The organism is Sphingomonas sp. GW821-FHT03E12 (genome assembly GCF_059420685.1).
This window is the reverse complement of record NZ_JBWKUF010000004.1, coordinates 199,746-221,963: the sequence shown is the minus strand read 5'-3', so window position 1 is coordinate 221,963 and position 22,218 is coordinate 199,746. Positions and strand designations below refer to the sequence as shown.

Below are 22,218 nucleotides of genomic sequence, written 5' to 3'. Positions count from 1 at the left end.
CGCGCCCGTTTCGGTTTCGTACCCCCTCCCCGCCTGCGCCGAAAGGTGCCGTGCAAAGGTTGCATTGTTGGAACGGGTCTGCTTGCCTCGCCGCCATGACGATCCTCCCGCACCGCCGCCAGCAACCTCGCTTGACACCCGCGCGTAAGAACCCGCCCAAAGTGTCGGCTTTGTCAATCAGCGCCGCCGCGCTGCTGGCCTTCGCCGCCCCCGCCGCTGCGACGCCGTCGGACGATCTGCGGGCGCTGCTCGCCGAGCATTTCGCCTGGGTGCAAAAGGAAAATCCCGGCTTTGCCCTGTCGATCGGCAATGCCGAGTACGCGACCGAGGTCGGCGACATCTCCCTCGCTGCCGAGGATCGCCGCGCCATCGCCGAAGCCGCGTTCCTCAAGCGCCTCGACGCCATCCCCGATTCCGGCCTCTCCCCTGCCGAGCGTACCGACAAGGCCATCCTCCACCGGCTGCTCGCCGAAAGCGTCGAATCGAACGGCTATGGCCAGCGCACGATGCTGTTCACCAGCTATTCCAACCCCTGGCAGGGCGCCGCCGGACAGGCCGACCGCACCGCCTTCCGCCGCAAGGCCGACTACGCCAATTACCTGACCCGGCTCGAGCAATTCCCCAAGACCAACGACACGCTGATCGACATCACCGCACAGGCGGTGAAGGGCGGCTATGTCCAGCCCTGCGTCAGCCTGGCGGGCTTCGAGAAGACGATCACCGGCGTGATCCAGGATGATCCCGCCAAGTCGCGCTTCTATTCGCCCTTCACCCGCGCCAAGCCCGCCGACGCGACCGATGCCGAATGGGCGGCGCTGCAGGAACGCGCGCGCAAGGTCGTGACCACCGCGATCAACCCGTCCTACGCCAAGGCGGCGCAATTCTACCGCACGGCCTATGAGCCGAAATGCGCCAAGGCGGTCGGCGTCTCGGCTCAGCCCGGCGGCGCCAAATATTATGCCTTCCGCATCCGCCAGCTCACCACCACCGATTATAGCGCCGATCAGATCCACAGAATCGGCCTCGACGAGGTCGCCCGCATCCGTGCCGAGATGGCCGAAGTCGCGAAGAAAGCCGGCTATCCCAGCCGCGAGGCGTTCGTGCAGGAGTTGCGCACCAACCCCAAATATTATGCGAAGACCGCCGAGGAGCTGATGGAGGCCGCAGCCTTCCAGGCCAAGCTGATCGACGGCAAGATGCCGGGTTTCTTCTACAGGATGGCGCGCCTGCCCTATGGCCTCAAGCGCATCCCGGCCGAAACTGCGGAGGGCACCACCACCGCCTATTACGGCCCCGGCAATCCTCAGCTCGGGCTTTCCGGCACCTACTTCGTCAATACCTCCAAGCTCGACCAGCGCCCGCTTTATGAGCTTCCCGCGCTGACCGCGCATGAGGCCGTGCCCGGCCACCACCACCAGATCGCGCTTCAGCAGGAGATGGAGACGAGTCCGTTCCGCCGCCATCTCGCCAGCTTCACCGCCTTCACCGAGGGCTGGGGCCTCTATTCGGAGCGGATCGGGATCGAGATGGGCCTGTACGACACGCCCGAGAAGCAGATGGGCCGCCTGTCCTACGAGATGTGGCGCGCCTGCCGCCTGGTCGTCGATACCGGCATCCATTCGAAGGGCTGGACCAAGGAACAGGCGGTCCAGTTCATGCTCGACAACACCGCGCTGTCGGCGGCGAATATCGATGCCGAGGTCAACCGCTACATCAGCTGGCCCGCCCAGGCGCTCGGCTACAAGCTCGGCGAGATCAAGATTCGCGAGCTGCGCGCCCGCGCCGAAAAGGCGCTGGGGGCGAAGTTCGATCTCAAGGGCTTCCACGACGCCGTGCTCGCCCAAGGCGCCGTTCCGCTCGACGTGCTCGACGCGCAGATCGAAACCTGGATCGCGGCGGAGAAGGCGAAGGGGTGAGCGATCGCGCCCCTCTCCCGTCACCCCGGCCCTGTGCCGGGGTCTACCGGGAGGCGAGCGTTGCGCAAGCGGCTGCAGCGCTGCCGGTGCGGCGCCGTGGGCCCCGGCACAAGGCCGGTGCGACGAACTGTTCGCGAGCCGCTATCCCCAACGCTTCCTTAACCCTGTCCTGTCATCACGCTACACGAAATGGGGAGCTCCATGATGATCCGCCGGGCTAGTGCCATCGTCCTTCTGCCGCTCGCGCTCGCCGCATGCGGGGGCGGCGCGAACAATCAGAATGTCGACGCACTCGACAATGAGATTACCGGCAATACCGCTGATCCCGCACTGATGGGTGCGCTGCAGGACCAGATCATGGTCGATCCGCAGCTCGCCTCGCAGTCGAACAAGGACGCGATCCGTCCGCCCAGCCAGCCCTATTCCGCGGCGCTTCCTTCGGAGACGGTCGCCGCCGGCAAGGCCGCGATGCCCAAGGATGGCGAGCTGCTCAAGGCGCCCGCACCGAGCGGCAAGTGCGAAGCGTGCGAAACCCAGCAATCGGCGATCACCCTCGGCAGCCTCGCTGCGAAGCAGAAGGACAAGCGGACCGCGAGCTGTGCGGCCAAGCTCGCCTATTCGGCGCAATGGGCCGCGCGTCTGCCCGCGGGCATGCCGCTCCATCCGCAGGCCCGCGTCAGCGAGGCCGCCGGCGCGCAGGATGCGCAATGCTCACTTCGGGTGGTAAGCTTCTCGACTCCGCAGCCGCTGCAGACCATGGTCGATTGGTACTACACCCGCGCGGTGAAGGGCGGCTTCACGGCAGAACATCAGGCAAAGGACGGCCAGCACGTCCTGGGCGGCACGCGTGGCCGTGATGGCTCCGCTTATGTCGTGATGCTCTCCGCGCGCAGCGACGGTGGCACGGATCTCGATCTGATCGCCAGCGGCGGTAACTGAGTTTCTCCCGGAGGGCGGCGCTTCGGCGCTGTCCTCCACCCTATCGGGGCGGGGCCCCGGGGTTCAACCTCTGGTCCCCGCCCCGGTTTCCCGCTAGTGCCGCGGGATGAACCACCTCTTTCTCGTCATGCTCGGCGGCGCGATCGGCGCCGGGGCAAGGCATCTCACCGGCCGTGCTGCGCTCGCTCTATGGGGCCCGGGCTTCCCCTGGGGTACGCTGATCGTGAACCTTCTCGGCGGCATGCTCATGGGTCTGCTCGCCGGCTGGCTCGCCGCCCGGGCCAGCGGGGACGATGCGCTGCGCTATCTGCTCGGCGTCGGCGTGCTCGGCGGCTACACCACCTTCTCGGCCTTCTCGCTCGAAACCGCCAACATGCTCCAGCGCGGCGACCATGGCGTCGCGCTGCTCTACATCCTCGCATCGGTGGCGGGCTCGATCCTCGCGCTCTTCGCCGGGCTCCAGATCGCACGGGTGGCGGCATGAACGACGCCAATGTCCGCCAGTTCACCGTCGGCATCGACGATGACGGCATCCGTCTCGATCGCTGGTTCAAGCGGCACCTGCCCGACACCAGCTTCAACATCGTCTCGCGCTGGGCGCGCACCGGCCAGCTCCGCGTCGATGGCGCGCGCGCCACGCCGGGCGACCGCATCCAGGCGGGCCAGGTGATCCGCGTCCCGCCCGCCGAACCGGTTCAGGCGGCCACGGCAAAGCCGAAAAAGGCTCGCCCGCAGCTCACCCCCGAGCAGATGGAATTCGCCGAATCGATGGTCATCCATCGCGACGCGCAGGCGATGGTCATCAACAAGCCCCCCGGCCTCGCGACGCAGGGCGGCACCAAGACGCACGACCATGTCGATCAGTTGCTCGACGGCCTCTATTTCGACCTCGATACGCGGCCCAAGCTGGTCCACCGCCTCGACAAGGACACGTCGGGCGCGCTCGTCCTCGCCCGAACCGCCCGTGCCGCCGCCTATTTCTCCAAGAGCTTTTCCGGCCGCACCGCGCGGAAGACCTATTGGGCGATCATCATGGGCGTGCCCAGCATCGAGGACGGCTTCATCGACCTGCCGCTCGGCAAGCAGCCGGGCACCGGCGGCGAGAAGATGCAGGTCGACGAGGAAGAGGGCCAGCCCGCACGCACCCGCTACCGCGTGATCGACCGCGCCGGTAATCGCGCCGCCTGGGTCGAGCTTCAGCCGCATACCGGCCGCACGCATCAGCTGCGCGTCCATATGGCGGCGATCGGTCATCCGATCGTCGGCGACGGCAAATACGGCCTCGCCGAAGCGTTCCTGTCGGGCAGCATCTCGCGCAAGATGCACCTCCACTCGCGCCGCATCCGCATCGATCATCCCGATGGCGGCAAGCTCGACGTGACCGCCGATCTGCCCACGCATTTCGCTGAGACGCTCACCCAATTGGGCTTCGACATCGAACGTGGCGACAATCTGCCGCCTGATGAGAAGGCGCCGATGACGCGCGAGCAGGAAAAGGCGAAGGCCAAGGCCCACGCAAAGACCTATCGCAAGGAACGCCGCGGCGAACGCCGCGGCCGCGGCGACAAGGCGGAGAAGGCCGGAAAACCTGTGAAGACCGGGAAGCCGAAGAAGAAATGAACCGTCTCGCCGTGTTCGACTGCGACGGCACGCTCGTCGATTCGCAGGCCAATATCTGTCGCGCGATGGAGGCGTGCTTTTCGCAGCACCGGCTCGATCCGCCCAGCCGCGACGCGATCCGCCGGATCGTCGGGCTCAGCCTCGTCCCGGCTATCGCCGCGTTGCTGCCCGAGGCCGAGGCGCGCCAGCACGAACTGATGGCCGAAGACTACAAGCGTGCCTTCCATGCGATGCGCGCCGACCGCGCGCTCGATCCGGAGCCGCTGTTCGACGGCGTCGCCGAGGCGATCGAGACGCTGGACGAGACCGGCTGGCTGCTCGGCGTCGCCACCGGCAAGTCCGACCGCGGCCTCGCGCTGATCCTTGAGCATCACGGCCTGACCAAGCGTTTCGTCACGCTCCAGACCGCCGACCGCCACCCCTCCAAGCCCCATCCGTCAATGCTCGAGCTGGCGATCGCCGAGGCCGGCGCCGCGCCGCACACCACCGCGATGATCGGTGATACCAGCTTCGATATCGCCATGGCGCTCAACGCGGGCACCCATGCCGTGGGGGTTGCATGGGGCTATCACGAACCCCATGAATTGACGGCAGCCGGCGCGCATCGCGTCTCCACCGACGCCCGCGAGCTTCCGGCGATCCTGGAGGCCCTGTTGGAGATGGTACCGCGATGACCGAGGATCCCGCCCGCAACCGCTATTTCCTGATGGTGATGTCACAGATCGCGGCGGTTGCCGGCGCGGTGTTCGGCCTCGTCATTCTGGGCAAATCGGACACGATGTTGATGCGACTGCTGGGCGGCGCGATCCTGATCTCGGGCCTCTACTGCATCGCCGTCGTACCGCGCGCGCTCGCGCGCCGCTGGCGCACCCCACCCACACCGGATCAGTAACTTATGAAGCGTTTCTGGCAGGACGTTTCCGCCGTTCCTGTGGCGGGCGGCCATGACATCCATCTCGACGGCAAGCCCGTCCGCACGCCCGGCCGCGTGCCGCTGACGCTGCCGAGTCCCGCGCTGGCCGAAGCGGTCGCGGACGAATGGCGCAATGTCGGCGAGACGATCGATCCGCGCGCGATGCCGCTCACCGGCCTCAGCAACGCCGCGATCGACCGGATCGCCCCCGATCCGGCCGCCTTCGCCGCGGGTCTCGCCAAATATGGCGAGAGCGACCTGCTCTGTTATCGCGCCGATCATCCGCTCGAGCTTCAGCTGCGCCAGCAGGCCGCATGGGATCCGCTGCTCGACTGGGCGCGCATCCGCTACGGGATCGATCCGGTTACCACCACCGGGGTGATGCATCGCCCGCAATCGGACGAGACGGTCGAAAGACTCGCGAACGCGGTCGCCGGGCTGTCTCCGTTCCAGCTCGCCGCGCTCTCGCCCTTGGTCACCGTCACGGGTTCGCTGATCGCTGCGCTCGCTCTGCTCGAAGGCGCGGCGGCACCCGAGGATGTGTGGTCCGCCGCCAATCTCGACGAGGACTGGCAGGCGGAGCATTGGGGCGAAGACGACCTCGCCCGAAAGGCCCGCGTTGCGCGCCGCACCGATTTCGACGCGGGCGCGCGGTTCCTGTCTTTACTCTGAGGTTTCGGGCGGCGCTGCCGCTGCGACCACAGGCTTGGGCAGAAGCGAGGCGATCACCGCGCCAGCCGCCAGCCATCCGGCGATCTCGCTGATCCACAGATAGATGAAATAGCCCCAGGGCGCGTGGTTGAAGATCGGTTGGCCAAGCTGGCTATAGGCGGTGATCGCCACCGCGAACAACGCGACGATCGTCAGCCGTCCGCCAAAGCTCATCCCCGCCGTCACCCGTGCCAGCGCAAAGGCCAGCAACAGCGTGCAGACGATGCCCAGGATCAGCCCGCCGATCAGCGCGCTCGTATCCAGCACCGCGAAGCCGCTGTTGTTGAACAGCACCGTCGCCACCGGCCCGTGCCCGTACAGCTGGGTACCGGCCGGCGTATCGGGCCAGGGAATCGGATAGGCGCCGCTCCCGGTCGCGCCCAGCTGCTGCGCCAGCGTCGCCTGGATCGTCGCGCTCGCCGCATCGCTGGTCTGGGTCAGCGCCAGATATTTGAGCGGTGTGCCCCAGAAGATGAAGCCCACGATCCACATGACGATCCCGCCCAGCAGGCCGCCCAGTACAGCTCTCGGCATCATGCATCTCCCCTTGTCAGGGAAGAAGGTTAGCGCGTCGTCAGCCCCATGGCGACCGCTTCTTCCTGCCGCTCGCGGATGAAGCCGATCAGCCCCGGCTTGCGCGAGCGCTTCTCGCGCTCGGCCTGAAGGATCGTGTGGACCTTCTCGAAACAGGCATCGAGGTCGTCATTGACCACGACATAGTCATAGCCGTCCCAGTGGGAGAGCTCGCGTTCGGCGCGCTTCATCCGGTACTGGATCACTTCCTCGCTGTCGGTGTTGCGGTCGCGCAGGCGCTTCTCCAGCTCGGTGAGCGAGGGCGGCACGATGAACACGCGGACCACGTCGCCGCCTTCGAGCTGGAACAGCTGCTGCGCGCCCTGCCAGTCGACGTCGAACAGCACGTCCTGCCCTTCGGCCAGCATCTTCTTCACCGGTCCGCGCGGCGTGCCGTAGCGATAGTTGAAGACATGCGCCCATTCGAGGAACTCGTGCCGCGCCGCGCGCGCCTTGAATTCCTCGGTCGTGACGAAATGATATTCGCGTCCGTCCTGCTCGCCTTCGCGCATCGGTCGCGTGGTCGCAGAGACCGAGATGCCCATGCCGGGCTCCACCTCAAGCAGCTTGCGCGCGATGGTCGACTTCCCCGCGCCGGAGGGCGAGGAGAGGACGAACAACACGCCCCTGCGGTCGAAGTCGAATTTGGATTCGCGATGCGCCATGTGCGCCTTTGGCGCGGGCATGGCGCATGCGTCAAGCCGGGGCGTTACTTCCCGCGCGTCGCCTTGTGCCGGTCATAGGCCTTCTTGGCGACATAGGCGCCGCCGAGCGCGAGACCGATCGGCCCCAGCCGCTTCAGCGCGCCCGCCGCGATGAAGCCGATCGCCGCACCCTTGGCGCCGCCGCTTCCGTCGCGCCGGTCGATCTCACGTCCCACCAGTGCGCCGATAACCCGTCCGATCATAGTGGCTCCTCTTGCCTAGGTCCGTTCCTTCAACTGCGGATTGTCGCGGCGGTTCCATGAATGGCGGGTGACTCTTAGCGCCCCACCATCGTCTCGGGGCGCACCAGCCGGTCGAACGTCGCCTCGTCCACCAGCCCAAGCTTCAGGCCCGCCTCGCGCAGGGTCAGGTCCTCGGCATGCGCGACCTTGGCGATCTTGGCGGCATTGTCATAGCCGATCTCGGGTGCGAGCGCGGTGACGAGCATCAGCGACCGCCCGACCAGATCGGCGATCTGGCGCTCATTCGCCTCGATCCCGTCGACACAGCGCTCGGCAAAGCTGGTCATGCCCACGGAAAGCAGATGGATCGAACGCAGCACGTTCGCGCCGATCAGCGGCATGAACACGTTGAGCTCGAAATGCCCCTGCATCCCGCCGACGGTCACCGCCTGGTTGTTCCCGATCACCTGCGCCGCAACCATCGTCAGCGACTCGGCTTGGGTCGGGTTGACCTTGCCCGGCATGATCGAGCTGCCCGGTTCGTTGGCGGGCAGCGACAGCTCGCCAAGGCCGGAGCGCGGCCCGGACCCCAAGAAGCGGATGTCGTTAGCGATCTTGTTGAGCGCCACCGCCAGCGTGTTGAGCGCACCCGAGAAGAAGACGAGCCCGTCCTTCGCTGCCAGCTGCTCGAACTTGTTCGGCGCGCTTTCGAACTCGGTACCAGTGATGTCGCCGATCGCCGCGGTCATATCCTCGGCCCAGCCTTCGGGCGCATTGAGGCCGGTGCCGACGGCCGTGCCGCCGATCGCAAGCTTGCGGATATTGCCGTTCAGCGCCCCCTCGATCCGCGCCCGGCAGCTCGCCAGCTGTGCGGCATAGCCCGAGAATTCCTGCCCCAAGGTCAGCGGGGTCGCGTCCTGCGTATGGGTGCGGCCGATCTTGACGATATGGTCCCACGCCTTTGATTTCGCGGTGAGTGATGCGGTCAGCGTCTCCAGCGCGGGCAGCAGCACATCGCGCGTCGCCAGCACCGTCGCGACGTGCAGCGCGGTCGGGAAGCTGTCGTTGGACGACTGGCTCATATTGACGTGATCGTTGGGGTGGACCGGCGCCTTGCCGCCGCGCGTGCCCGCGAGCTTCTCGTTGGCGTAGCCCGCGATCACCTCGTTGACGTTCATGTTGGTCTGGGTGCCCGATCCGGTCTGCCAGATGACGAGCGGGAACTGGTCGTCGAGCGCGCCCGACACGATCGTCTGTGCCGCGTCCTCGATCGCCGCGACGATCTCGGGCTTCAGGCCATGTTTCGCATTCACCCGCGCCGCGGCCTGCTTCACGATCGCCTGAGCATGGACGATGCCGATCGGCATCCGTTCGGTGAGGCCGAACGGGAAATTCTCGATGCTCCGCTGGGTCTGCGCGCCCCAATAGGCGTCCGCGGGTACCTCGATCGCGCCAATCGAGTCGGTTTCGGTGCGGGTCTGCGTCACATCGCCTCCATCTGTCGTCGTCGCCGATCTAGGGAGAATCGGCGCGTCGGCAAGCACTCAGCAGAACACTTCGGCGCGCATGAGATCGGTCACCCAGTCCATGAACACCCGCAACCGCCCCGGCACATGATGCCGGTCCGGATAGAGCAGCGTCACAGCCAGCGGCTCGGCGACCTGCTCCGGCATCACCTCGACCAGGTCCCCGGCGGCCAGATGCGCCCGAACGTCATAGGCCGGAATCTGGATCAGCCCGAGACCAGCGAGACAGCAGGCGATCTGCGCCTCCGCGCTGTTCACCGTCACCCGGCCGGGAATCGCCAGCCGCCGCAGCACCCCGGCCTCTTCCCACTCCCAATCCTCGACCCGCCCAGTCGTCGGCGAGGCGAACAGCACGCCCCGATGGCCCGCCAGATCGGCAGGCGATTGCGGCGTTCCGTAGCGCGCGAGATAGGCCGGACTGGCGACGTTGATGAACCGCAACTCGCCGATCCGCCGCGCCACCATCGCCGAATCCGTCAGCGGCCCGACCCGCAGCACACAATCGACATTGTCCTCGACCAGATTGACCGCACGATCGGTCACCCCCAGCACCACATCGATCCCCGGATAGCGATCGAGGAACTGCGGCAGTGCCGGCGCGATGATCAATCGGCCCAGCCGGCCCGGCACATCGATCGTCAGCCGGCCGCTCGGACTGTCCTGCGACTGGAACAGTCCTTCCATCGCTTCCATCTCGGAGACCAGCCGGGTGCAATGCGCATGGAAAATGCGCCCCTCCTGCGTCATCCGCACGCTGCGGGTAGTCCGGTGGAGCAGCCGCGCCCCCACCCGCCCCTCCAGCTCACGTACCGCCGCCGAGACCGACGAGCGGGGCATGCCGAGCGTGTCGGCGGCGCGCGTGAAGCTCGCGCTTTCGGCCACGCGCAGGAACACGCGAAAGAGCGTCACCTGATCCATGGCCGCAGATTATCCAGAAATCACGACATGTCATTCCAGAATGATCGCCTTTTTACGAACAGTCGGGTGCACGAGATTGAGCGCCTCACCGCACGCCGCACCGGCGTGGCGGACAATCGGGAGACGAACGCATGGCCGATCATGGCATCAGCGGAAAAACGGTCCTCATCGCGGGCGGCGCGAAAAATCTGGGCGGACTGATCGCCCGCGACCTCGCCGCGCAGGGCGCGAAGGCGGTGGCGATCCACTATAACAGCGCCGCGGCCGCCGACGCGGCGGCCGAGACCGTCGCCGCGATTCGCGCGGCGGGGTCCGAAGCGATCGCCATCCAGGCCGATCTCACCAGCGCGGGTGCGATGGAGAAGCTCTTCGCCCACACGGTCAACGCGATCGGCCGGCCCGACATCGCGATCAACACCGTCGGCAAGGTGCTCAAGAAGCCGATCGTCGAGATCAGCGAAGCCGAATATGACGCGATGAGCGCGGTCAATGCTAAGGCCGCCTTCTTCTTCCTCAAGGAAGCGGGCCGGCATGTCGCCGACAATGGCAAGGTCTGCACCCTGGTGACCTCGCTATTGGGCGCCTACACGCCCTTCTACGCCAGCTATGCGGGGACCAAGGCGCCGGTCGAGCATTTTACGCGGGCCGCATCGAAGGAGTTCGGCGAGCGCGGCATTTCGGTGACGGCGGTCGGCCCCGGCCCGATGGACACGCCCTTCTTCTACCCGGCTGAAGGCCCCGAAGCGGTGGCCTATCACAAGACCGCGGCGGCGCTGTCGCCCTTCACGCCCACGGGGCTCACGCATATCAAGGATATCGTGCCGTGGATCCGCTTTCTGGTCAGCGACGGCTGGTGGATGACCGGGCAGACCATCCTGGTCAATGGCGGCTACACCACCAAGTGACGCACAGGGCTGGCGCCGCGCGCGCCAGCCTGTTTCTTGCGCCTATTTCTTGCGCTTGAAGTCCACCGCGACGACGTTCGATCCGTCCTCGACCGGCGTCACCACCGGCGGGCCGTCATTCTCGGCCTCGTCATGCGGTTCGGGGCCATCGGGATCTTCCGCCGCCTGGAAGCGCAGCTCGAAATTGACTGCCGGATCGTGGAACCCGGTGATCGCCGCGAACGGAATCACCAGCATCGACGGAATCTGGTTGAAGCTGAGGCCGACCGAGAATCGCTCCTCATCGACCTTCAGGTCCCAGAAACGGTGCTGCAGGACGATCGTCATCTCGTCCGGGAACCGCTCGATCAGCCGGTCGGGAATGTCGACGCCCGGCGCACGGGTCTTGAAGGTGATGTAGAAATGGTGCGTCCCGGGCAGTGCGCCCGTGGCAGCGACCTGATCGAGCACGCGGCCGACCACTGCGCGCAGGGCCTCCTGCACGATCTCGTCATAGGGAATCAGGCTGTCGGGCACGTTACCGGTCATGGGTCCATTGCCTACAGGCCTCTCCGCACCGGTCAAGATGGCCTGCAGGTCAAGATCAACTGGGGCTAGAGATAGCTCCGCCATCATTGCATGGCGATGGGACGGCGCTATGGAGCGGCCATGCGCACCGCGACGATCAGCCGCAAGACCAGCGAGACCTCGGTCGATGTGACCGTGAACCTCGACGGCACCGGCAGCTATACGATCTCCACCGGGATCGGTTTCTTCGATCACATGCTCGAACAGCTTTCGCGCCACTCGCTGATCGATCTCGACGTGAAGACGGTGGGCGACCTGCATATCGACCAGCACCACACGGTCGAGGATACCGGGCTCGCCATCGGCGAGGCAGTGGCCAAGGCGCTGGGCGACAAGCGCGGCATCCGCCGCTATGCCGACGCGCTCTCGCCGATGGACGAGACGCTCACCCGTGTCGCGATCGATATTTCCGGCCGACCCTATCTCGTCTGGAAGACCGAGTTCAGCCAGAAGCGTCTCGGCGAGATGGACACCGAGATGTTCGAGCATTGGTTCCACAGCTTCGCGCAGACCGCAGGCGTGACGCTGCACATCGAGACGCTCTACGGCCAGAACAACCACCACATCGCCGAAGCCGCGTTCAAGGGCCTCGCCCGCGCGCTGCGCCAGGCGGTGGAGATCGACCCGCGCAAGGCCGACGCTATCCCCAGCACCAAGGGCACGCTCTGATGATCGCGGTGCTGCTGAGCTACAAGGTGCCGATCGAGACAATCGATGCGCTCCGCCCAGCGCATGTCGACTGGCTGAAGCAGGGGCTTGCCGATGGCCGCCTTCTGCTCGCCGGGCGCAAGGTGCCGGTGACCGGCGGCATGCTGCTGGTGCGCGGCACGCTCGACGAGGCGAAGGCCTGGGCCGCGACCGATCCGTTCGCGACCGAGGCCGCCGCCGAGTATGAATTCATCGAGGTCTCGCCCTCGATCCTCGCGCCGGGGCTGGAGGCGCTCGGCCAGTGACCATCGCGCTGATCGACTATGGCGCGGGCAATCTCCACTCGGTCCACAATGCGTTGAAGGCGGCGGGCGCGGCGAATGTCGCCGTCACCGCCGATCCCGATGTCGTCCTGACGGCCGACCGCATCGTCCTGCCCGGCGTCGGCGCATTCGGTGCCTGCGCGTCAGGCCTCCGCGCGATTTCCGGCATGGTCGAGGCGCTCGACCAGCGCGTGCTCAAGGATGCAGCCCCCTTTCTCGGCGTTTGCGTCGGCATGCAGCTGCTAGCGAAGACCGGCGAGGAACTGGGCGTGCATCAGGGTCTCGGCTGGCTCGACGGCACCGTCCGCGAGCTTCCCGCCAATGATGTCCGCATCCCCCATATGGGCTGGAACGACGTCGTTCCGCTCGTCCCCCACCCGCTGATCGAAGCGGGCGAGGCCTATTTCCTGCACAGCTTCGCTTATGACGGCGAGGCGGTGCTCGCGACGACCGAACATGGCGGTCCCGTCACCGCCGCGATCGGCCGCGACAATTTCGCCGGGGTGCAGTTCCACCCCGAAAAGAGCCAGCGCTACGGGCTGGCATTGCTCGAACGCTTTCTGAGGTGGAACCCGTGATCGTCTTCCCCGCCATCGACCTCAAGGCCGGTCAGGTTGTCCGTCTGGCCGAAGGGGATATGACCCGCGCCACCGTCTATGGCGAGAACCCCGCCGCACAGGCCGATGCCTTCGCCAAGGCGGGGGCAACGCACCTCCATGTCGTCGATCTCGACGCCGCATTCGCCGGCGAATCGATCAACGGCGTCGCGGTCGCGGCGATCATCGACAAATTCCCCGGCAAGGTTCAGCTCGGCGGCGGCATCCGCAATCGCGCCTCGGTCGAACGCTGGCTCGACATGGGTGTCAGCCGTGTCGTGATCGGCACCGCCGCACTCGAAGACCCGGTGTTCGTCCGCGAGGCCGCCGCCGCGCACCCCGGCCAGATCGTCGTTGCGGTCGATGCGCGCGACGGCTTCGTCGCGACCAAGGGCTGGGCCGAGGTTTCGACCGTCTCGATCGCTGAGCTCGGCCACCGGTTCGAGGATGCCGGCGTCGCCGCCCTGCTGTTCACCGATGTCGGCCGTGACGGTCTGCTCAGGGGCTGCAATGTAGAGGCGACCGTGGCGCTCGCGGCCGAGGTCTCCATCCCGGTGATCGCGAGCGGAGGGGTCGCCGATATCTCGGATATCCATGCGCTGGTCGGCAAGCCCGGCATCGAAGGCGTCATCACCGGTCGCGCCCTCTATGACGGCCGCCTCGATCTCGCCGAGGCGCTGAGGGCCGCAGCGTGAGGACGCGTCAAACCCAGATAGCCCCTCCCCTTCAGGGGAGGGGTTGGGGTGGGGCAGTTGCCACAAGCGACACCCTGCACCTTGACGCCCCCACCCCCAACCCCTCCCCTGAAGGGGAGGGGCTTGAACCATGACCGTCCGCGCGCGCGTCATCCCCTGTCTCGACGTCGCCAATGGCCGCGTCGTCAAGGGCGTGAACTTCGTGAACCTGCGCGACGCCGGCGACCCGGTCGAGCAGGCCCGCGCCTATGATGCCGCCGGGGCCGATGAGCTCTGCTTCCTCGACATCACCGCCAGTCATGAGGCGCGCGGCACGATCATCGACGTGGTGCGCCGCACCGCCGAAGTCTGCTTCATGCCGCTCACCGTCGGTGGTGGCGTCCGCACGGCGGAGGACGCCCGCGCGCTGCTCCTTGCCGGGGCGGACAAGGTCGCGGTCAATTCCGCGGCGGTCACTCGCCCCGAAGTCGTCAGCGAGATCGCCGAGCGTTTCGGCAGCCAGTGCGTCGTCGCCTCGGTCGATGCGCGACGCGTGGCTGAGGGGCGCTGGGAAGTCTTCACCCATGGCGGCCGCAAGCCCACCGGGATCGACGCGGTCGAGCACGCGCTCCACCTCGCGAAACTCGGCGCCGGCGAACTGCTGCTCACTTCGATGGACCGGGACGGCACCCGCGACGGCTATGACCTCGAGCTGATCCGTACCGTCGCCGATCAGGTGACCGTGCCCGTGGTCGCATCGGGCGGGGTTGGCGGTCTCGACCACCTCGTCGCCGGGATCCGCGACGGCCATGCCAGCGCAGTGCTCGCCGCCTCGATCTTCCACTTTGGTGAGGCCAGCATTGCAGACGCGCATGCAGCGCTTGCCGCCGCCGGAATCCCGGTCCGCAGCGTCGGTTAACTTTACAATTACCATCTTTACGCCGTCGCGATTAACCAGGGACTCGCGCTGAATCCCGCACGCTGCCGCTTCTGGCAGCCTTCTTGCTGCCTTCCTCTCCCGTCAACGGGAAGGAGAAGCTCAGTGACGCGACTCAACGTCTGTCTTGCGGCGATTGCCGCGGCCGCCGCACTGCCTGCCGCGCCTGTATTTGCCATGGATACCCCGCCACCCTCGACGCCGGAAGGATCGTCGAGCGGCGGTGCCCCGAGTTCGTCCGGTGGCGCGCCCTCGAGTTCGTCGGGCGGCGGCCCCGCCTCGATCCCCGAGCCTGCCGCACTCGGCCTGTTCGCGCTCGGCATCGCCGGCGCGGCGCTGATCCGCCGCAGCCGCCGCAAGCAGGATTAGGGCTTCACTTTTTCGCAGGGAGGCGGATTTATGCTCGCCGCATGATCCGCGCCCTGCCCTTGCTTCTGCTCGCTGCAACGCCCGCGCTCGCCGCGCATGGCGGGGACGTGGCGCGCCGCACGATGCCCGAACTCTCGGACCTTGCACTCGCCGCCATGGCCGCGGGCGGCATCTGGCTCGCTCAGCGTGCGATGCGCCGCCGCAAGCGCAAGCCCAAGGATTGACAGCAGCGCAGCGCTGCCCGACTGCCCCCTTCATGGCCGCCGATATCCTCGACACGCTCGAAGCCGTGATCCGCGAGCGCCGCACCGGCGATCCCGCGACCTCCTATGTCGCCAAGCTGACCGCAAAGGGCCGCGCCAAGATCGCGCAGAAGCTGGGCGAGGAAGCCGTCGAAGCCGCAATCGCGGCGGTGCAGGACGATCGCGAAGGCCTTACCGGCGAGGCGGCGGACCTGATCTTCCACCTCCTCGTCCTGCTCGCGGATACCGGGCTTTCGCTCGACGATGTCCGCGCCGAGCTCGCCCGCCGCGAGGGCATCTCCGGAATCGATGAAAAGGCCAGCCGCCCTGCAGGAGCCTAGAATATGCCGATTGACGCGACCCAGCCCTATGACGACCAGAACATCTTCGCGAAGATCCTCCGCGGCGAAATCCCTTCGAAGCGCGTCTATGAAGACGAATTCGCGATCGCTTTCCACGACATCAATCCGCTCGCGCCGACGCATCTGCTGGTAATCCCGACCGGCGCCTATGTTTCGTGGGACGACTTCTCCGCGCGTGCTTCGGACGCTGAAATCGCAGGCTTTGTTCGTGCTGTCGGGATCGTCGCCCGCGAGGCGGGGGCCGTCGAGCCCGGCTATCGCCTGCTCGCCAATGCCGGCCTCGACAGTGGGCAGGAAGTGCCACACCTCCATGTCCATATTTTCGCGGGCAAGCCGCTGGGGCCAATGCTGACGCGATAAGCTGCGCACTTGGGGGATTGCACCATCCCATTTTGCAGCTAGGCTCCCGGCTTTCGTATCAGCGGCAAGTAAGGCAAGAGCCACGCCGCATTGGGGGAAGTTGCATGATATTCGGGCGCGTAAAGCCACTCGACGCCATTCTAGCTACTGCCGAAAAGAAATCGCTCCACCGATCGCTGGGAGCGTTCCAGCTCACCATGCTCGGCATCGGCGCGGTGATCGGCACCGGTATCTTCGTTCTCACCGCCGAAGCGGCGCAGAAGGCCGGGCCCGGCATGATGCTGTCGTTCGTGATTGCCGGCGTGGTCTGCGCGGTCGCGGCACTCTGCTATGCCGAGATGGCAGCGATGGTGCCCGTCTCGGGCTCGGCCTATACGTACAGCTACGCCGTGATGGGCGAACTGATCGCCTGGATGGTCGGCTGGGCCCTGATCCTCGAATATGCCGTCGCCGCAGGCGCGGTGTCCGTCGGGTGGTCGGGCTATGTCGTCGGATTGATCGAGAACGCCTTTGCGCTCGATATTCCCGACGCCCTGGTACGTGGCCCCTATGACGGCGGCATCATCAATCTGCCCGCGATGCTCATCGCAGCCTTGGTCACCTGGCTGCTGGTGATCGGCACCAAGGAAAGCGCGCTCGTCAACTCGATCCTCGTCGCGGTCAAGGTCGCGGCGCTGACGCTGTTCATCGTGCTCGCAGTCCCCGTGATGAACATGCAGAATTTCGAGCCCTTCTCGCCGCTCGGCTTCGCCGGCGTGTCGGCGGCTGCGGCATCGATCTTCTTCGCCTATGTCGGCTTTGACGCGGTCTCGACCGCTGCCGAAGAAACCAAGAACCCCCAGCGCAACATGCCGATCGGCCTGATCGGTTCGCTCGCCATCTGCACCATCTTCTACCTGCTCGTCGCCGCGGGCGTGATCGGCAGCGTCGGCGCCCAGCCGATTCTCGGCGCCGATGGTGCGGCTCTGGCACCGGGCAGCACCGAGCTGGCCAAGGCGTGTGTCGAAACTGCAGCCGCAACCGGCAAGGAAGCGGTCGTTTGTTCGAAGGAGGCGCTCGCCTGGACGCTGCGTGAAATCGGCTGGCCCCAGATCGGCAACCTGATCGGCCTCGCCGCCGGCTTGGCGCTGCCCTCGGTCATCCTGATGATGATGTTCGGCCAGACCCGCATCTTCTTCGTGATGAGCCGCGACGGCCTGCTTCCCGCGGTCTTCTCGAAGGTTCATCCCAAGTTCCACACCCCGCACGTCATCACCATCCTGACCGGCGTGTTCGTGGCGCTGTTCGCGGCCTTCTTCCCGGTCGGCAAGCTTGCCGACATCTCCAACTCGGGCACGCTGTTCGCCTTTGCCGCGGTGTCGATCGCGGTGCTGGTGCTTCGCCGCACCGATCCGGACCGCAAGCGGCCGTTCCGCACGCCGCTGATCGTCATCACGGCACCGATCGCGATCCTGGGCTGCGCCTATCTGTTCTACAGCCTCGGTCACGACACCAAGATGATGTTCGTCGGCTGGGCGGCGCTCGGGCTGATCGTCTATTTCGGCTATAGCCGCCGCAAGAGCCATGTCGGCCGCGGCATCGTCGAGACGGCCGAACATGAGGCCTATCAGGAGCTCGATCCGCCGGTTCCCGGCACGCACTAAGCTGCGCTGAGCCAAACAAAGAAGGGGCCGGGAGAGTTGCTCTCCCGGCCCCTTCTTCATTCCGGCTCCATCTGCCGCGCGCGGCTATTCCGCGAAGGTCAACGCCGCCGCGGCGAGTGCGCCCAGTGCAAGCAGCGCCTCGATCCGGCCGCGGTCGCCGCGATCACGCCCTGCGTCGCGCAGCTTCGAAGCAGCAAGATAGGCTTCGCGCGCAATCTCCGACTCCGCGCCCCAGCGCAGCCCGAGCAGCGAGGCCGCCGGCCGGTTGCGCACGATCAGCAGGTCAAGGATCTCCGGCCCCGCCACCGCGCCCATCTCGCGCTTGTAGCCCGAATCGCCCGCCCCCAGATCGATCGTCTCGACCCCGGCCTTGCGCGCCTGATCGAGCTGATGGGCCGTCACGATCTTGCCCGGCCGGAACGCGGCAAATGCCTGATCATAGCTGCTGGCGATGCCGTATTGCATCGTCCCGGATTGCAGGTCGAAGGAGAAGGCCGCCGGCTTGCCGCCGACCGACAGGATCGTCGCCGACAGTGCCTCTGCCAGCACCGGATCGGCCACCGCCGTCAGCCAGCCCGCACGCTTGGCGTCAGTCAGGAACTTGGCGCCGGTGCCGTCCGTACCCGTCCCGACCCAGCTCGCCGCCTCAATCGCAGCCAGATCGTCGAGCACCGCACGCGCCCAGTCCGCGCCACTCACATGCCGAATCGTCACCACGCCGAGCTGTGCGAGCTGGCGTTCGTAGTTGGCGAGCCGCCGCCGGGTCGATCGCCGCGGCCATGCCTCGTCGCGCGCATCGAACAGAAAGGTACGGCCGAGCTTGCGCGTCAGCACCGTCCAGCCTGCCACTGCAGCGGCGCGCTTGATCCGCGCGGTGGCCGGATCGCTGGCATAGATCGGGCCGATCCGCCACGCCGGGCCAAGTGCGGAGATGCTCGCCGGATGGGCAAAGAATGCCGTCAGCTCGGCGTCCGAAACATCGGGAGCGAGCGGCACCGACCGGAACGGCCAATAACTGCCCGGAACGCTGCGTGCGCCGATCAGCGTGGGGCCAAGCGGATCCGTGGGCAGCGCCACGACCGGAGTACCATCGGCACGGATCGCCGCCACGGTTGCGGCCCCCTCGCCCGCCGCCATGCGGTACCAGGCAGCGCGCAGAAAGCGGCGATTCGGGTCCGCATGCCCGGCCAGCGTATCGAGCAGCGCAGGAACGCCCTCGTGCAGCCCGACGAAGATCGCCGGCTCACAGGCCTGTTCCATGTTCCGCGCTTGCTGCATCCGCTCTCCTCGCTCTGCGCAGGAGGTAACGGCAAATGGCTGACATAAGGTAAGCGGCGGCCCGGAATTTCACCGGGACCGCCGCGAAGGTTCAGCCGAGCTTGGTCGCCACGAGCGCCTTCAGGTCCACTTCGGGCCGCGCGCCATAGTGGCTGATGATCTCAGCCGCGCAGATCGCACCCAGCTTCAGCGATTTCTCCAGCGTCCAGCCCTGCGCCTGCCCGTGCAGGAAGCCCGCGGCGAACAGGTCGCCCGCACCGGTCGTGTCCACCACCTTCTCGATCGGTTCGGCGGCCACTTCGGCGCGCTCACCGTTGGAGATGGCGATCGCGCCCTTCTCGCTGCGCGTCACGACCAACACCGGCACCTGCGCGGCGACCTTGGCGACCGCCGCTTCGAAGTCCTCGACCTCGGCAAGTGCCAGCAGCTCGTTCTCGTTCGCGAACAGGATGTCGACCAGCCCTTCGCCGATCAGCGTGCGGAAATCGCCGCCATGGCGGCTGATGCAGAACACGTCGGACAGCGTGAACGCGACCTTGCGGCCCGCGCCCCGCGCGATGTCGATCGCAGCGCGCATCGCCTGGCGCGGTTCCTCCGGATCCCAGAGATAACCTTCGAGATACAGGATCGCCCCGCCCGCGATGAGGTCGCGGTCCAGCGCCTTTTCGGGGAGGAACTGCGACGCGCCGAGGAAGGTGTTCATCGTGCGCTGCCCGTCGGGCGTGACGAAGATCAGGCAGCGCGCGGTCGACGGAGCCCCGCTGCGCACTTCGGTATCGAAATCGACGCCGGTGGCGCGCAGATCATGCGCGAATACCTGGCCCAGCTGATCGTCGGCGACCTGGCCGATAAAGGCGCAACGGCTGCCCAGCGCTGCCATACCCGCGACGGTGTTGCCCGCCGATCCGCCCGAAATCTCGCGGCCCGGACCCATGCGGTCATAGAGTGCGTCGGCATCTTCGGGCGAGAAGATCAGCTGCATCGAGCCCTTGGCGACGCCGATCTCTTCGATGAAGCTGTCCTCGGCCGAAGCGAGGACGTCGACGATGGCATTGCCGATGGCGACGACGTCATGGACGGGTGCGGTCACATTGATCTCCGGTGAAAGTTTTCGCGCGCCTAGTGGACGCAGCGACTTCACGCAACTGCGTTGACTTATCCGCTCACCCCGGCCCATCCATGCCCGCGATGCTTGATGCCTTTCTACTCTCGGTCCGCCAGCTCGGCGACAGGCGAATCCTTGGCGTGTTCCTGAAATCGATGCTGCTGACGCTGGCGATCTTCGCCGCACTCGGCACCGCATTGTGGTTCGGGGCCGACGCGCTGGTCCGGCACTATTTCGAGGGTAGTGAGACCACCGCCACCGCTGCCTCCGCGGTCGCGCTGTTGATCGGGCTGCTCGGCGGCTGGCTGTTGTTCCGCGCGATCGCGGTCGCCGTGATCGGCGTGTTCGCAGACGAGGTCGTCCACGCCGTCGAGGCGAAACACTATCCGGCGCGCTTTGCCGCCGCGCGCGACCTGAGCTTCGCGCGCTCGCTCGGCATGGGCCTTCGCTCAGCCACCCGCGCTCTGCTGGTCAACCTCATCCTTGCGCCGCTCTATATCGTCCTGCTCGTCACCGGAGTCGGTACCGCGCTCGCCTTCTTCCTGGTCAACGCCTGGCTGTTGGGGCGCGATCTGGGGGATATGGTCGCGGTCCGGCATCTTCCCCCGGAGGATCTCGCCCGCTGGCGCTCCGCAACGCGGCTGTCGCGGTTCACGCTGGGTGCAGCCGGCACCGCGTTGTTTTTCGTGCCGTTCGTCAATTTCGTCGCGCCCGTCCTCGGCGCTGCGATGGCGACGCACCTGTTCCATCGGAGGACCGCCGCTTGAAGATCATCGCCCCCGCCGCATTGCTCGTCCTGCTCGCCGGATGTGGAGGTGGCGGCAAGCCGCCTCCGGTAGTCCGCGCCGCGCCGATCCCGGTGCCTCATCAGCCTGGCATGGCCGCGCTCACCACGGTGATGGGACAGAATGCGAATGGTCTGATCTCCCAGTTCGGCCGTCCGCAGCTCGACGTCAGCGAGGGCACCGCCCGCAAGCTCCAGTTCGCCGGGCCGATCTGCGTCCTCGACGCCTATCTCTACCCGCCCCAATCCGGCCGCGGCGACGCCACCGTCACCTTCGCCGAGACCCGTCAGCGTGACGGCAAGCCGATCGATCAGTCGAGCTGCGCGGCCGCGCTCAGGGCGAGCCGCGGGAAGTAAGCCGCGCGCGCGCCCACTCCGCGGCCTCAACCACTATCGGGTCGGGGTCGCCGAGCAGTGCCTCGACGGCAGGCAGCAGCGCCACGTCACCGCTATTTCCGGCCGCGATGAGGCAGTTGCGCATCATCCGATCGCGCCCGATCCGCTTGATCGGCGATCCGGAAAAGACCTGCCGGAAGCCGGCATCGTCGAGCGCAAGCAGATCTCGCAGCTCGGGCGCAGTCAGTTCCGCGCGCGGCGCGAAGGAGAGGTTCGCCGCCGCGGCTGCCGCGAATTTGTTCCATGGACACACCGCCAGGCAATCGTCGCAGCCATAGATGCGATTGCCGATCCCCTCGCGAAATTCCTCCGGGATCGATCCCTTAAGCTCAATCGTCAGGTAGGAGATGCAGCGCCGTGCATCGAGCTGATACGGCGCGGGGAAGGCGTCGGTCGGGCACGCCGTCTGGCACGCATCGCATGAGCCGCAACCGCCGCGTTCGCGATCGCTCGGCTCCAGTTCGAGCGTGGTATAGATCGCGCCCAGGAACAGCCAGCTGCCATGGTCGCGGCTGACCAGATTGGTGTGCTTGCCCTGCCAACCCAGCCCGGCCGCCTCGGCCAGCGGCTTCTCCATCACCGGCGCGGTATCGACAAAGACCTTGAGGTCACACCCCGCCTCCTGCGCCAGCCAGCGGCCCAGCGCCTTGAGCGCCTTCTTCATCACATCGTGATAGTCTGCGCCCTGCGCATAGACCGAGATGCGGGCGCGCTCCCCGACTTCAGCAAGCGCCAGCGGATCGCTTGCGGGTGCGTAACTCATGCCAAGCGAGATCACACTGCGAACCTCTGGCCACAGCCCCTCAGGGCTTTCGCGATGATGCGCACGCTCGGCCATCCAGATCATGTCGCCATGCCGCCCCTCGGCGAGCCACTCATGCAGGCGTTTGCCAGCCAGCGGCGCCGCGTCGGCCCGCGCGAATCCGCACGCGGCGAAGCCCAGCTCCATCGCCTTTTCCTTGATCGCAGCTTCGAGTGACTTGCCGGGATGCATCACCGCCCGCTACCACGACCGGAGAGCTAAGGG

At 66.7% G+C, this 22,218-nt stretch carries 29 protein-coding genes; 20 read left to right on the top strand and 9 right to left on the bottom strand.

Going from position 1 to position 22,218, the window contains the following annotated elements; all coding sequences use genetic code 11:
* Positions 1–161: 161 nt before the first annotated feature.
* The 7 genes from AC07TU_RS14300 (at position 162) to AC07TU_RS14270 (ending at position 6,060) form a co-directional block, all read left to right on the top strand.
* Positions 162–1,916, top strand: a complete 1,755-nt coding sequence (locus tag AC07TU_RS14300) for a DUF885 domain-containing protein (protein ID WP_495188591.1) — start codon at positions 162–164, stop codon at positions 1,914–1,916.
* A gap of 204 nt (positions 1,917–2,120) precedes the next feature.
* Positions 2,121–2,855 (top strand): hypothetical protein, encoded by a 735-nt coding sequence (locus tag AC07TU_RS14295; protein WP_495188590.1) that lies wholly within the window; start codon positions 2,121–2,123, stop codon positions 2,853–2,855.
* Positions 2,856–2,961: 106 nt separating this feature from the next.
* Positions 2,962–3,339 carry a fluoride efflux transporter CrcB gene (gene crcB, locus AC07TU_RS14290; protein WP_495188589.1) on the top strand — a complete coding sequence of 126 codons (378 nt, stop codon included), beginning with the start codon at positions 2,962–2,964 and terminating at the stop codon, positions 3,337–3,339.
* On the top strand, positions 3,336–4,475 hold the full coding sequence (locus AC07TU_RS14285; protein ID WP_495188588.1) for an RluA family pseudouridine synthase: 1,140 nt from the start codon (positions 3,336–3,338) through the stop codon (positions 4,473–4,475). The genes crcB and AC07TU_RS14285 overlap by 4 nt, the downstream gene beginning before the upstream one ends.
* Positions 4,472–5,149: an HAD-IA family hydrolase gene (locus AC07TU_RS14280; RefSeq protein WP_495188587.1), complete on the top strand. Its 678-nt coding sequence runs from the start codon at positions 4,472–4,474 to the stop codon at positions 5,147–5,149. The genes AC07TU_RS14285 and AC07TU_RS14280 overlap by 4 nt, the downstream gene beginning before the upstream one ends.
* Positions 5,146–5,367 carry a hypothetical protein gene (locus AC07TU_RS14275; protein ID WP_495188586.1) on the top strand — a complete coding sequence of 74 codons (222 nt, stop codon included), beginning with the start codon at positions 5,146–5,148 and terminating at the stop codon, positions 5,365–5,367. The genes AC07TU_RS14280 and AC07TU_RS14275 overlap by 4 nt, the downstream gene beginning before the upstream one ends.
* A gap of 3 nt (positions 5,368–5,370) precedes the next feature.
* Positions 5,371–6,060, top strand: a complete 690-nt coding sequence (locus tag AC07TU_RS14270) for an ATP12 family chaperone protein (protein ID WP_495188585.1) — start codon at positions 5,371–5,373, stop codon at positions 6,058–6,060.
* Here the strand turns inward: AC07TU_RS14270 and AC07TU_RS14265 are convergent.
* The 5 genes from AC07TU_RS14265 to AC07TU_RS14245 form a co-directional block, all read right to left on the bottom strand.
* Entirely contained in the window at positions 6,052–6,636 is a 585-nt protein-coding gene (locus tag AC07TU_RS14265) for a hypothetical protein (RefSeq protein WP_495188584.1), read from the bottom strand. The genes AC07TU_RS14270 and AC07TU_RS14265 overlap by 9 nt on opposite strands.
* Positions 6,637–6,662: 26 nt before the next feature.
* Positions 6,663–7,337 carry a guanylate kinase gene (gmk, locus tag AC07TU_RS14260; protein WP_495188583.1) on the bottom strand — a complete coding sequence of 225 codons (675 nt, stop codon included), beginning with the start codon at positions 7,335–7,337 and terminating at the stop codon, positions 6,663–6,665.
* Between the two features lie 44 nt (positions 7,338–7,381).
* A complete protein-coding gene (locus tag AC07TU_RS14255) occupies positions 7,382–7,579 on the bottom strand; it encodes a hypothetical protein (RefSeq protein WP_495162926.1) in 198 nt (65 codons plus the stop codon).
* Between the two features lie 74 nt (positions 7,580–7,653).
* Entirely contained in the window at positions 7,654–9,045 is a 1,392-nt protein-coding gene (gene fumC / locus AC07TU_RS14250) for a class II fumarate hydratase (protein ID WP_495188582.1), read from the bottom strand.
* 57 nt (positions 9,046–9,102) lie between these two features.
* Entirely contained in the window at positions 9,103–10,002 is a 900-nt protein-coding gene (locus tag AC07TU_RS14245) for a LysR family transcriptional regulator (protein WP_495188581.1), read from the bottom strand.
* 131 nt (positions 10,003–10,133) lie between these two features.
* Between AC07TU_RS14245 and AC07TU_RS14240 the strand changes: the two genes are divergently transcribed.
* Positions 10,134–10,907 carry an SDR family oxidoreductase gene (locus AC07TU_RS14240; RefSeq protein WP_495188580.1) on the top strand — a complete coding sequence of 258 codons (774 nt, stop codon included), beginning with the start codon at positions 10,134–10,136 and terminating at the stop codon, positions 10,905–10,907.
* A gap of 42 nt (positions 10,908–10,949) precedes the next feature.
* On the opposite strand, the gene AC07TU_RS14235 is transcribed toward AC07TU_RS14240, so the two are convergent.
* Complete coding sequence (locus AC07TU_RS14235; protein ID WP_495188579.1) at positions 10,950–11,435, bottom strand: SspB family protein; 486 nt, start codon at positions 11,433–11,435, stop codon at positions 10,950–10,952.
* A 120-nt stretch (positions 11,436–11,555) separates the two neighbouring features.
* Here AC07TU_RS14235 and hisB point away from each other — a divergent pair, with 120 nt between their 5' ends.
* The 10 genes from hisB (at position 11,556) to AC07TU_RS14185 (ending at position 17,628) form a co-directional block, all read left to right on the top strand.
* Entirely contained in the window at positions 11,556–12,143 is a 588-nt protein-coding gene (hisB, locus tag AC07TU_RS14230) for an imidazoleglycerol-phosphate dehydratase HisB (protein ID WP_495188578.1), read from the top strand.
* Positions 12,143–12,427, top strand: coding sequence for a YciI family protein (locus AC07TU_RS14225; RefSeq protein WP_495188577.1), 285 nt, complete (start codon positions 12,143–12,145; stop codon positions 12,425–12,427). The genes hisB and AC07TU_RS14225 overlap by 1 nt, the downstream gene beginning before the upstream one ends.
* Positions 12,424–13,023: an imidazole glycerol phosphate synthase subunit HisH gene (gene hisH, locus AC07TU_RS14220; protein ID WP_495188576.1), complete on the top strand. Its 600-nt coding sequence runs from the start codon at positions 12,424–12,426 to the stop codon at positions 13,021–13,023. The genes AC07TU_RS14225 and hisH overlap by 4 nt, the downstream gene beginning before the upstream one ends.
* Positions 13,020–13,736, top strand: coding sequence for a 1-(5-phosphoribosyl)-5-[(5-phosphoribosylamino)methylideneamino]imidazole-4-carboxamide isomerase (hisA, locus tag AC07TU_RS14215; protein WP_495188575.1), 717 nt, complete (start codon positions 13,020–13,022; stop codon positions 13,734–13,736). Before hisH ends, hisA begins: the two co-directional genes overlap by 4 nt.
* 130 nt (positions 13,737–13,866) lie before the next feature.
* Positions 13,867–14,634, top strand: a complete 768-nt coding sequence (gene hisF / locus AC07TU_RS14210; RefSeq protein WP_495188574.1) for an imidazole glycerol phosphate synthase subunit HisF — start codon at positions 13,867–13,869, stop codon at positions 14,632–14,634.
* A gap of 123 nt (positions 14,635–14,757) precedes the next feature.
* Complete coding sequence (locus AC07TU_RS14205; RefSeq protein WP_495188573.1) at positions 14,758–15,021, top strand: PEP-CTERM sorting domain-containing protein; 264 nt, start codon at positions 14,758–14,760, stop codon at positions 15,019–15,021.
* A gap of 41 nt (positions 15,022–15,062) precedes the next feature.
* Positions 15,063–15,245 carry a hypothetical protein gene (locus AC07TU_RS14200; RefSeq protein WP_495188572.1) on the top strand — a complete coding sequence of 61 codons (183 nt, stop codon included), beginning with the start codon at positions 15,063–15,065 and terminating at the stop codon, positions 15,243–15,245.
* Positions 15,246–15,277: 32 nt separating this feature from the next.
* Positions 15,278–15,604, top strand: a complete 327-nt coding sequence (locus AC07TU_RS14195) for a phosphoribosyl-ATP diphosphatase (RefSeq protein WP_495188571.1) — start codon at positions 15,278–15,280, stop codon at positions 15,602–15,604.
* A gap of 3 nt (positions 15,605–15,607) precedes the next feature.
* Positions 15,608–15,985, top strand: a complete 378-nt coding sequence (locus AC07TU_RS14190; RefSeq protein ID WP_495188570.1) for a histidine triad nucleotide-binding protein — start codon at positions 15,608–15,610, stop codon at positions 15,983–15,985.
* A 104-nt stretch (positions 15,986–16,089) separates the two neighbouring features.
* Entirely contained in the window at positions 16,090–17,628 is a 1,539-nt protein-coding gene (locus tag AC07TU_RS14185) for an amino acid permease (protein WP_495188569.1), read from the top strand.
* A gap of 84 nt (positions 17,629–17,712) precedes the next feature.
* On the opposite strand, the gene AC07TU_RS14180 is transcribed toward AC07TU_RS14185, so the two are convergent.
* Both AC07TU_RS14180 and AC07TU_RS14175 read right to left on the bottom strand, forming a co-directional pair.
* Positions 17,713–18,906 (bottom strand): GNAT family N-acetyltransferase, encoded by a 1,194-nt coding sequence (locus tag AC07TU_RS14180; protein ID WP_495188568.1) that lies wholly within the window; start codon positions 18,904–18,906, stop codon positions 17,713–17,715.
* A 91-nt stretch (positions 18,907–18,997) separates the two neighbouring features.
* A complete protein-coding gene (locus AC07TU_RS14175; protein ID WP_495188567.1) occupies positions 18,998–19,996 on the bottom strand; it encodes an adenosine kinase in 999 nt (332 codons plus the stop codon).
* 89 nt (positions 19,997–20,085) lie between these two features.
* Between AC07TU_RS14175 and AC07TU_RS14170 the strand changes: the two genes are divergently transcribed.
* Together AC07TU_RS14170 and AC07TU_RS14165 are read left to right on the top strand one after the other, a co-directional pair.
* A complete protein-coding gene (locus AC07TU_RS14170; protein WP_495188566.1) occupies positions 20,086–20,778 on the top strand; it encodes an EI24 domain-containing protein in 693 nt (230 codons plus the stop codon).
* On the top strand, positions 20,775–21,152 hold the full coding sequence (locus AC07TU_RS14165; protein ID WP_495188565.1) for a hypothetical protein: 378 nt from the start codon (positions 20,775–20,777) through the stop codon (positions 21,150–21,152). Before AC07TU_RS14170 ends, AC07TU_RS14165 begins: the two co-directional genes overlap by 4 nt.
* Here AC07TU_RS14165 and queG read toward each other — a convergent pair.
* Complete coding sequence (gene queG, locus AC07TU_RS14160; protein ID WP_495188564.1) at positions 21,130–22,185, bottom strand: tRNA epoxyqueuosine(34) reductase QueG; 1,056 nt, start codon at positions 22,183–22,185, stop codon at positions 21,130–21,132. The genes AC07TU_RS14165 and queG overlap by 23 nt on opposite strands.
* Positions 22,186–22,218 lie beyond the last annotated feature (33 nt).